Here is a 9,673-nt window from a genome sequence, read left to right as displayed (position 1 = left end):
GTAATTTTGGCTGGTGAAGTAAAATCAGAAACCTATTTAGACGTTCAACAAATAGCACGTGATGTAATCCGAAAAATTGGTTATACCAAAAGCGAATATATGTTTGAAGCCAATTCGTGTGGTGTTTTATCAGCAATTCATGAACAATCTGGCGATATAAATCAAGGTGTAGAACGTGCAAATCCAGAGGAGCAAGGAGCTGGAGATCAAGGAATGATGTTTGGTTACGCTACTAACGAAACCGATAATTATATGCCATTAGCATTAGATTTATCTCATGCTTTATTAATTGAATTGGCTAATTTGAGAAGAGAAAATAATGAAATTAAATATCTTCGCCCAGACGCAAAATCTCAGGTGACATTAGAATATTCTGACGACAACAAACCACAAAGAATTGATGCGATTGTAATTTCTACTCAGCATGATGATTTTGATGAAGAAGCTACTATGTTGGCAAAAATCAAAACGGATTTAGTTGGTATTTTAATACCTCGTATTAAAGCTAAGTATCCTCAATATGCACATTTGTTCAACGATAAAATCACCTATCACATTAATCCAACTGGAAAATTCGTTATTGGTGGTCCTCACGGAGATACTGGACTTACAGGAAGGAAAATTATCGTAGACACTTATGGCGGAAAAGGAGCTCACGGTGGAGGTGCATTTTCTGGAAAAGACCCGAGCAAAGTAGACAGAAGTGCTGCTTATGCAACTCGTCATATTGCTAAAAACTTAGTTGCTGCTGGATTATGCGATGAGATTTTAGTTCAGGTTTCGTATGCTATTGGTGTAGCTAAACCAACATCGATTAATGTAGTTACTTACGGAACTAGCAAAGTGAGTTTGACTGATGGAGAAATCAGCAAAAAAGTAGAAGCCATTTTTGATATGCGCCCTTACTTTATTGAGCAACGATTAAAATTAAGAAATCCAATATATAGTGAAACTGCAGCTTACGGTCACATGGGGAGAACTCCCGAAACTGTAACAAAAACGTTTAACGCTCCTGGAGGAAATACAAAAACAGTTACTGTTGAATTATTTACGTGGGAAAAATTAGATTTTGTAGATAAAGTAAAAAGTGCTTTTGGAATTTAATTAGAAAATGAGTTAAAAATCATTTCGATAATTAATGTAGCGAATAAAAATTTCATAATAAATCAAAAGCTCTAACCGAATTCAGTTAGAGCTTTTGATTTATTACAACTATTCTTATCATTTAGTTTGTTTTATGTTTTTTTATTTAAAAAAAGAATTAGTTTTGCCCTAGATTTTAAATTTTAAATAAAAAAACATGAAAAAATTATTAGGTACGATTGCAATTATTGCATTATCATTTGCACAACAAGCAAACGCACAAATCAAACAAGGACCATACGCAAGTTTTAATATTGGTTACAACTTTGCTAACAATGCTGGAACAGCATATCAATATGGTGAATTGTTTGATTTTTATAACGGAACATCAACAACAACTTCTGATTCATTTGAATTAGTAAAATTATCTTTAGGGAAAGGATTGAATTTTTCTGGGCAGTTTGGCTACATGTTTAACAAAAATGTAGGTGCAGAAATTGGAGTGGGTTATTTAATAGGTTCAGAAACGACCGCAACTAATTCAGATATTAATTCTTTTAATTCAAATACATCAACTAATACATTAAAAGCAAATCAAATACAAATTAAACCAACCTTAGTAATTGCTGCAGGTTTCGAAAAAATAAACCCGTATGCAAAAATAGGTTTAGTTATGGGAATGTCTAAAACCATGTATACTAATAACGAAATTGATACCAATTCATTTGGAACCGATATTACTTATATGGAAGCTGAAATGACTGGCGGTTTAATGTTAGGATTTAGAGCAAGTGCAGGTTTAAATTACGCTTTAAATGACAAAATTTCATTATTTGCCGAATTAACTTCAATTAATGGAAAAATAAAACCAACCAAAGGAGAGATTACAACATATACTGAAAATGGAGTAAATGTATTACCTGATTTTACATATAACGATTCACATTTTGAATTTATTGATGAAGGTACTTTTACTGGTCCTGAACCAGATTCAGTAGCTCAAAAAGCATTAAGACCAAACTTTAGTGCAAGCAGTTTAGGATTAAACTTTGGAGTGGCTTTCCATTTTTAATCTAAAATAAAAAATATCAAAAATTTAAGTCCCGATAATATCGGGACTTTTTTTACAAATTATACTTCAAACTAAAAATTAAATATCTTGGTTGCACTGTATATTGTGATGTTCTAGTAGAAAACTGTGAAAAACTATCATCGTTTAATGAGGTTGTATTAAGCAGATTTGTTGCTGATAATTTGTATTCTAATTTGCTTGATTTTTTTTGATAAATTAAACTAGCGCTTAAAAAATCATATTTATTGGCTACTGTTTTTTTGTTGTTTGTATAATCATAAAATTCGTATTCAGTCACGAATGAAAAAGCATTTAGAAAATAATAATCTAATTTTACTGATGGCTTTTTTGTGTAGAATTTTGTTCCTTGATAATCATTTATAACAATATTATATCCCAATTCTATATTAGGCAAATCCTTGTAATTTGTAGATGTCTTTAGTGTGTAATTTTGCACAAAACTCTCTGAAGATTGTGGTAAATTATTTTGAATATTATTGAATTTTGACCAACTTCCTGCTATTGTTAGTGATGATTTATAATTGCGAAGAAATGAGCGTCCGTAATTTGCTGCACCATTAATAGATTCGTCTGCAAAATTTGAATTTATAGCTGTACTTATCTGATTAATTCCAAAAAAAGTGGCTGAATTTTTTACTGGATTTACCTTGCGTGAATACGAAATATTAGCAAATATATTTTCGAAGTTGAACATGTTATATTTGAAATATCGCAAGGAATGTGTATGTGATAGTGCATTTTCTAGCAACCTATTCCCTCTGAATAAGGAATTGTAATTAGATAAAACACTACCCGCAGCAAACTTATTTATATCGGTAAAATCAGTATTCAAACTATAGTTGTATGTCAATGTTTCTGCTTTTTTTATTTGATACAAAGCATATACATCTGGCAAAATTCTATAAAAATTATCTTCTGCTTTTGTCCCTAACTGTTCGTTATATGTGTTGTATTTGTGAACTGAAAATCCTGGATTGAATGTAAATTTTCCTGTCAAAAATTTATAATGTAATCCTAAGAAAACATCATTGAAATTGTATTTAACTTGATTTTTTGAATTCGATTTAAGGTTATCAATACTACCATTGTCTAATATCTGAAAAATGTCTGAATTGAATGATTGAAATGAATATGTGTTCCCAATAGTTATATTTATATTGCTTTTTGGGTTAACCATATAATAGTAATCAAATTTTGAATCTATTTTATTAGTTTTTACTAAACGGTTTTGATTAATATCATACCTACTTTGATTTTGAAATCCTAAATTTTCGGATTGATCAAAAGGAAGTGGTCTGTTAGGAAAAGGGTTTGTTTCTAAATTAGCATTATAAAATGGATTTTCGTTCTGAAACAAATGTTGCATTTCGTAAGCAAAAACATTCTTGTCATTCTTAGTGTAATAAATATTAAAATTTTGGTTTAACGAAAAAGGATCTTGTTTTTTATTGGTAACTATATTTTGATTATCAATAAAAACAGAATTTGGTCCAAAAACATCTTGGTTTGAATCGCTATTTTCATCTTGCTTAGATTGTTTTGCTAAAACATCATAATCTATTTGCAACTTAGCATTTGGTTTGTAGGTTCCGCTTAATTTATACAATCCTAAATTGCTTTTTTGATGCGTAATTTCATTTCTGTTTTCTGAAGAAACTATAGTTTCTGTGTCTTCTCCAAGGAAATTAGTTTGATTTTTAGTTTCTAAATCTGTTATTGTCGAAGAAAGAATAGCGAATCCTGAAATACTAAGTGTTTTTATTGGGTTATAGGAAAAATTTGTTGCTCCAAATTGAGTTTCAATTTCTTTTGCTCTATTGTTTCTAAGTAATGAAATCCCCAAATCATTAGAAGAAACATTGAAATTTGTCCCTCCTTTTTTCATCATATTTTTAAATCCTCCTGTGAATTTAAAATAATCTTGAATCGTAAAAGGCAATTCACCAATATTATTGAAATTTCCTAAAACATTAATACTATACTTTGGACTGTAATAAAACAACTTCGGATTCACTTCGTACCTGCTTTCTATATGTCCAACGCCTACTCCAGCCGTCATATCGCCAAACCAGAAATTCTTTTTTCCTGATTTTAGTTTGATGTTCATCGCTACATTGTCTTCGTTATTTTCAAGACCTTTTAGTGCGCCAATCTCATTATAATTTCTTAGAACTTGTACTTTATCTATCGCGTCAGCAGGAATGTTTTTGACACCTAATTTTGTATCACCATCGAAGAAATCTTTCCCTTCTACCATTAATTTAGATACTTTTTTACCCTCAACCTCAACTTCGCCATCGGCATTTACTGTAACTCCTGGCAATTTTTTTAGTACATCTTCTAGTTTGCGTTCGGTTCCTGTTTTAAAAGAATCTGCATTATAAATAATTGTGTCGCCTTTAATAGAAACTGGCATTTCACGCACAATTTCTACTCCAGCTAATTCAGTGGCATCGTTTGTGAGTGTAATATTCTGAGAAATATTTTCTGCTTTTGTAGCAATGGTAAGATTTTTAGTTTTTAAACCTAAAAAAGAAAAACGAACACTGTAAGTTGCATTTGCTTTCAGTGATAATTGAAATTTACCTTTATCGTTGGTTATCGAATAGGAATCAACCGCTTTTGTTACTTGATTTACCGCCATGACATTTGCCATTTCGAGCGGAACGTTTGTTGTGTCTTTTACAATTCCTTGAAAGGTTATGTTTTGAGAAAATGAAAGTGAAGTTACTAATAAAAGTAACAAGAGAAGTGAATTTTTAGTTTTTGAATGCGCCATAAAGCATGTGAGAAATAAAGTTGAATTTAAAAAAAGAATTTAGTATTAACCCCCAATCCTCATTTGCATTCCGCCATTACCAACACGATTTTGGTTTTGATTCATTTCTCTAAACTCTTGCATTTTTTTTGTAACAATCTCATCATACTCTTTCTGAGTAACTACCTTTCCTTTTGTTGGTGCAATTATTTCTTTTTTATCTTTTATATTCATTGCAATTTTCGAACACAATAATATTGTTTTTCCAGCGCTCACTTCAAGAATTAATCCTGGCAAACCTTGGTAGTTTTCTGGTCCAGTACTTACAGGGATTTCAGGTGTATACCAAGCTACAACTTCAATTTCTTTAGGGATTTCTCCTTCAGCCATAAAGCTTGTTGTTTTAGATTTTTCAGTAGAGGTTACTTCTTTTTTGTCTTTATCTTCTTCTTTTTTCATCTTAAAATTTCTAAAATCGGATTGACTTGCCTTTTGCATCGCAGTCGCTTTGAAACACATATAGCCACCAATTTCTTTTGTTTCTTGACTCATTTTCCAATCTAATTTAGGCAACGAATCTTGAATTAGAAATTCTTTTCCCATCATTTCTTTGTCAATGATAAACTTTTTTTCTTTGATGTTTTTGTAATGTGTTCCGCCACCACCCATAAACGAACCCATCATTCTCATTCCTCCATTTTGTGTTCCAGGAGCATCTAGTTTTTCTTCTTCTTTATAGATTGAAGCATTTTTATCGAAGTTTAGAATAAATGTTTTTTCGAACATTGTTTTCATTCTTTCTTCCATCATTTTTCTCATTTCTGGGGTCATATCTTTATTACCTTCCATTCGAGCTTTAAAATCAGCAGTGCTAGTTTTAGATTCATATACCGCCATGCCTTGAAAATCTTGTGCAAATGAAGTAAATGCAGTAATAATTAAGGCTAAAGTTGTGATTGTATTTTTCATTTTTTAGTAAATTTTATTTGTCGTTACAAATATGACGAATGAATTTGTGTTTTGTTACTAATGATTTGTTAAAAGATATTGCTTATCTTAGCTTATATGAAAAAGTTTGTATTTATATTATCATTCTTGTTTCCTGTTTTGGTGTTTTGCCAACAAACAAAACTCGTAGCTTCTAAATTAAGTTCAGAGTTTGTAGATGCTGATTTGTTTATTGGTAATGATTCTTTTGATTGCAAATATTTTATTAAAAACAATGTTTTTTTTAAAATTAAATCAGGCGAAATATTTCAATACAAAAATATTTCTCTTGGAAAAATTTCGAGGATTGATTTTCAAAATCCATTAAAAATTGTTTTGTTTTACGAAAATTTTAATACTGTAATACTTCTTGACAATCAATTGAATGAAATACAAAAAATAAATTTCTCTGAAAACGAAAAAAATATTGCAGTTACTGCCGTAGGGATTTCTGCTCAAAATAATCTTTGGGTTTTTAATTTGACTAATCAACAAATAGGATTGTACGATTATTTGAAAAATAAACATAAAGATGTTTCTTCTCCAATTTCTGGTATGATAAAACAGTATCAAACCAATTTTAATACTTTTTATTGGATTGATGAAAGAAATTATTATTATTCTTGTGATGTCTTTGGTAAAACAATTGCTTTAGGAAAATTACCAGCTTTTGATTCAATACAATTGGTTTCAAACTTATTTGTTGTTTTCAAAAAAAATGATTTATTATATTATTATAGTATAAATAGTGACAAACCAACAGTAATTGATTTAGACAAAAAAACCTATAAAAATTTTTACTACAAAGACCAAAATTTAGCTATTTTTACATCTGAAGGAATTACGAATTATAAAATTAATTTACCATAATGCATATAGCTGTAGCAGGGAATATAGGTGCCGGAAAAACAACATTAACAAAGCTTTTAGCCAAACATTTTAAGTGGGAACCCCATTTTGAAGACGTAGTAGACAATCCTTATTTAGATGATTTTTACCATCAAATGGAACGTTGGTCGTTTAATCTTCAGATTTATTTCTTAAATAGTCGTTTTAGACAAGTTTTGCAAATTCGTGAAAGCGGAAAAAAAATTATTCAAGACAGAACTATTTATGAAGACGCTCATATTTTTGCGCCTAATCTTCATGCTATGGGTTTGATGACTAATCGTGATTTTCAAAATTATGCCTCTCTCTTTGAACTCATGGAAGGTTTAGTTGGCGCACCAGATTTACTGATTTATTTACGCAGTTCTATCCCTAATTTAGTAGGACAAATTCACAAGCGTGGTCGAGAATATGAAAACTCTATTTCTATTGATTATTTAAGCCGATTGAACGAGCGCTATGAAGCTTGGGCTACTAGTTATACTAAAGGAAAATTATTAATAATTGATGTAGATAATGTTGATTTTGTAAACAATCCAGAGGATTTAGGTATGATTATTAATAGAATTGATGCTGAGATAAATGGCTTGTTTTAGAATTTAGAAATTTCTCATATTAATAAACAAAAAACCCAACAGAATTTAATTTTGTTGGGTTTTTCTTTTTTTAAATCACCTATTTTTTTATGAAATTCGAAATTTGCAAGCCGTTTTCTGTTTGAATGCGAGTAATATAAATTCCGGATTGTAGTCCTGAAACATCTATTGTGTTTACATTACCAAAACCTAGAACTTTTTGACCTTGAATGCTCCAAATTGTTATTTCATTTATAACACTGCTACTCTTTATGTTAAGAAAATCATTACTTGGATTTGGATAAACCACAATGCCTCTATTAATTGAAAATTCATTGTTGCTTAATGTTGTGTCTTGAACATCTCCAGATAACGTAGCATTTCCAGTTGTTAAACTTCCACCACAGCTTCCTGCAGTTATTGCATTATTTTCTAACCAAGTTCCTAAAAATAAACTTGGAGGTTTAGGAGTTGAAGCCGAAGCGTTAGAATATATTAGATAAGGGCTGGTAAAAGTTCCACTTCCTTCATCTGCTAAAAATTCCCATCTTGAACTTGTATTGTTCCATTGCAATTTAAACTCACAAGTCCCTAACCCGCCACAAGCTTGTCCGTCGACTGGAGTTGTAGTGTACATATTTCTACCTGTTCCATCAGTTCCTGTTTGATTGAATACGTAATTTTGATTATCAAACAAAGCTAAACAACCTTTAAATGTTATTGTTTGTGCGTTTATTAATGAAAACATCATTAATAAACAAAAAGTAAATATACTTTTCATAATTATGGACGTGAAGGATAAACTCCTTGTAGCGCGATAATAAAAGTAATTGTTGAGTAAGGTTGTATATTATTATGTGGCAGATTTCCTCCTGCCATTCCAACCATTTGAGGGTTCATTGTCGCTCCATTTGATGTTGAGGAGTATTCCTTATCTAACAATTTAGTATCCGCAGGAAAGTTCCCTGAAGGTGAATTTTGATTTCCTTCTGCTGAATTAGCATTCACAATATGATTATGCATTGGCATTTCAGATGGCAGAAGCGTATGATTTTCTGTCCCTGCTTTTTCTCCTAAAAATCTTGGAGTTAATCCAGGTCCATTACCATCACCCATTGGAACTCTTCCTCTATAATCAGGTAATGCAAATGTTGTTACACCATCACCTCCATATGTTGTTCCCAGCAATGAAAACAAAGCGCTGTTTGAAGCAATTGACATTAATTGTCCTTCGCATTTTGCCCATCCTCGAGGAGCAAAATTAAATCCAACCATTGCAATTTGACCTACAAAAGGTTCAATTTGTGCATTTGATTTTGTTCCTGTAAATAATGTCATTAGCATAAAAGCTAAAAAAGTAAGTTTTTTCATGATGTTTGTTTTAAAGTTTGCACAAAAATATAATAATTTTCACTAAACGAGATTTTATTAAACGTAAGATTTTTAGAAATCGATAAAAAGCAAAAAACCCCGACAAATCGAGGTTTTTTTATATTAAATAGTGAAATCTTATTTCAGTTTACGTTTTACAGCTACTTCTGTAAATCCTTCGATAACGTCATCGATTTCGATTTCGTTGAACCCTTTTATTTGGATACCACAATCGTAACCTTTTGCTACTTCTTTTACATCGTCTTTGAAACGTTTCAGTGCAATAATATCTCCTGTGTGAATTACAACGTTATCACGAAGTACACGAACTTTATTCGCTCTAAGTATTTTACCATCAGTAATCATACATCCTGCAATAGTTCCAATTTTAGATATTTTGAAAAGTTCTCTAACACCTGCAAGACCGGTAATTTCTTCTTTCATTTCTGGAGAAAGCATTCCTTCCATTGCATCACGTAAATCATCAATTGCAGCATAGATAATAGAATAATGACGAATGTCGATTTCTTCTTTCTCTGCTAATTGCTTCGCATTTCCAGCTGGACGAACATTAAATCCAATTATAATAGCATCTGATGCAGAAGCCAACATTACGTCAGTTTCAGTAATAGCTCCAACTCCTTTATGAATAATATTGATTTGTATTTCTGGTGTAGATAATTTTGAGAATGAATCTGATAATGCTTCTACTGAACCATCAACATCTCCTTTAAGGATAATGTTCAATTCTTTAAATTGTCCTAATGCGATACGACGACCAATTTCATCTAATGTAATATGACGTTGTACACGAACTGATTGTTCACGCATTAATTGCGTACGTTTTGCCGCAATTGCTTTTGCTTCTCTTTCGTCTTCAAAAATATTGAACTTATCTCCAGCTGTTGGTGCACCAGC

General features: G+C 31.1%; 9 protein-coding genes. 4 read left to right on the top strand and 5 right to left on the bottom strand.

The window, feature by feature from the left end; genetic code table 11:
- Both metK and ACHZC3_RS08260 read left to right on the top strand, forming a co-directional pair.
- A partial coding sequence (gene metK, locus ACHZC3_RS08265; protein ID WP_394759393.1) for a methionine adenosyltransferase occupies positions 1-1,104 on the top strand: 1,104 nt, incomplete at its 5' end.
- Between the two features lie 196 nt (positions 1,105-1,300).
- Positions 1,301-2,155, top strand: a complete 855-nt coding sequence (locus ACHZC3_RS08260; protein WP_394759392.1) for an outer membrane beta-barrel protein — start codon at positions 1,301-1,303, stop codon at positions 2,153-2,155.
- Between the two features lie 52 nt (positions 2,156-2,207).
- Here ACHZC3_RS08260 and ACHZC3_RS08255 read toward each other — a convergent pair whose 3' ends face one another.
- Both ACHZC3_RS08255 and ACHZC3_RS08250 read right to left on the bottom strand, forming a co-directional pair.
- On the bottom strand, positions 2,208-4,955 hold the full coding sequence (locus ACHZC3_RS08255; protein ID WP_394759391.1) for a carboxypeptidase regulatory-like domain-containing protein: 2,748 nt from the start codon (positions 4,953-4,955) through the stop codon (positions 2,208-2,210).
- A 45-nt stretch (positions 4,956-5,000) separates the two neighbouring features.
- The gene (locus tag ACHZC3_RS08250; RefSeq protein WP_394759390.1) at positions 5,001-5,903 is read right to left on the bottom strand and encodes a GLPGLI family protein; all 903 of its coding nucleotides are present in this window, start codon (positions 5,901-5,903) and stop codon (positions 5,001-5,003) included.
- A gap of 96 nt (positions 5,904-5,999) precedes the next feature.
- Here ACHZC3_RS08250 and ACHZC3_RS08245 point away from each other — a divergent pair, with 96 nt between their 5' ends.
- Both ACHZC3_RS08245 and ACHZC3_RS08240 read left to right on the top strand, forming a co-directional pair.
- On the top strand, positions 6,000-6,791 hold the full coding sequence (locus ACHZC3_RS08245; RefSeq protein ID WP_394759389.1) for a hypothetical protein: 792 nt from the start codon (positions 6,000-6,002) through the stop codon (positions 6,789-6,791).
- Positions 6,791-7,405: a deoxynucleoside kinase gene (locus ACHZC3_RS08240; RefSeq protein WP_394759387.1), complete on the top strand. Its 615-nt coding sequence runs from the start codon at positions 6,791-6,793 to the stop codon at positions 7,403-7,405. The genes ACHZC3_RS08245 and ACHZC3_RS08240 overlap by 1 nt, the downstream gene beginning before the upstream one ends.
- 79 nt (positions 7,406-7,484) lie before the next feature.
- On the opposite strand, the gene ACHZC3_RS08235 is transcribed toward ACHZC3_RS08240, so the two are convergent.
- From ACHZC3_RS08235 to ACHZC3_RS08225, 3 genes are all read right to left on the bottom strand, one after another.
- Entirely contained in the window at positions 7,485-8,165 is a 681-nt protein-coding gene (locus ACHZC3_RS08235; RefSeq protein ID WP_394759386.1) for a T9SS type A sorting domain-containing protein, read from the bottom strand.
- A 2-nt stretch (positions 8,166-8,167) separates the two neighbouring features.
- Entirely contained in the window at positions 8,168-8,755 is a 588-nt protein-coding gene (locus tag ACHZC3_RS08230; RefSeq protein ID WP_394759385.1) for a phage tail protein, read from the bottom strand.
- 138 nt (positions 8,756-8,893) lie between these two features.
- Positions 8,894-9,673 (bottom strand): translation initiation factor IF-2 (locus tag ACHZC3_RS08225; protein ID WP_394759384.1); only part of this gene is annotated, 780 nt, incomplete at its 5' end.

The organism is Flavobacterium sp. (assembly GCF_043720215.1).
Taxonomy (GTDB): Bacteria; Bacteroidota; Bacteroidia; order Flavobacteriales; family Flavobacteriaceae; genus Flavobacterium.
Note: the sequence above shows the minus strand (reverse complement) of the source record. Positions and strands in the feature narration are given on the sequence as shown.

Coding starts and splice junctions, on each gene's coding strand:
- ACHZC3_RS08260 (WP_394759392.1), top strand. CDS start 1,301: ATGAAAAAATTATTAGGTACGATTGCAATTATTGCATTATCATTTGCA.
- ACHZC3_RS08255 (WP_394759391.1), bottom strand. CDS start 4,955: ATGGCGCATTCAAAAACTAAAAATTCACTTCTCTTGTTACTTTTATTA.
- ACHZC3_RS08250 (WP_394759390.1), bottom strand. CDS start 5,903: ATGAAAAATACAATCACAACTTTAGCCTTAATTATTACTGCATTTACT.
- ACHZC3_RS08245 (WP_394759389.1), top strand. CDS start 6,000: ATGAAAAAGTTTGTATTTATATTATCATTCTTGTTTCCTGTTTTGGTG.
- ACHZC3_RS08240 (WP_394759387.1), top strand. CDS start 6,791: ATGCATATAGCTGTAGCAGGGAATATAGGTGCCGGAAAAACAACATTA.
- ACHZC3_RS08235 (WP_394759386.1), bottom strand. CDS start 8,165: ATGAAAAGTATATTTACTTTTTGTTTATTAATGATGTTTTCATTAATA.
- ACHZC3_RS08230 (WP_394759385.1), bottom strand. CDS start 8,755: ATGAAAAAACTTACTTTTTTAGCTTTTATGCTAATGACATTATTTACA.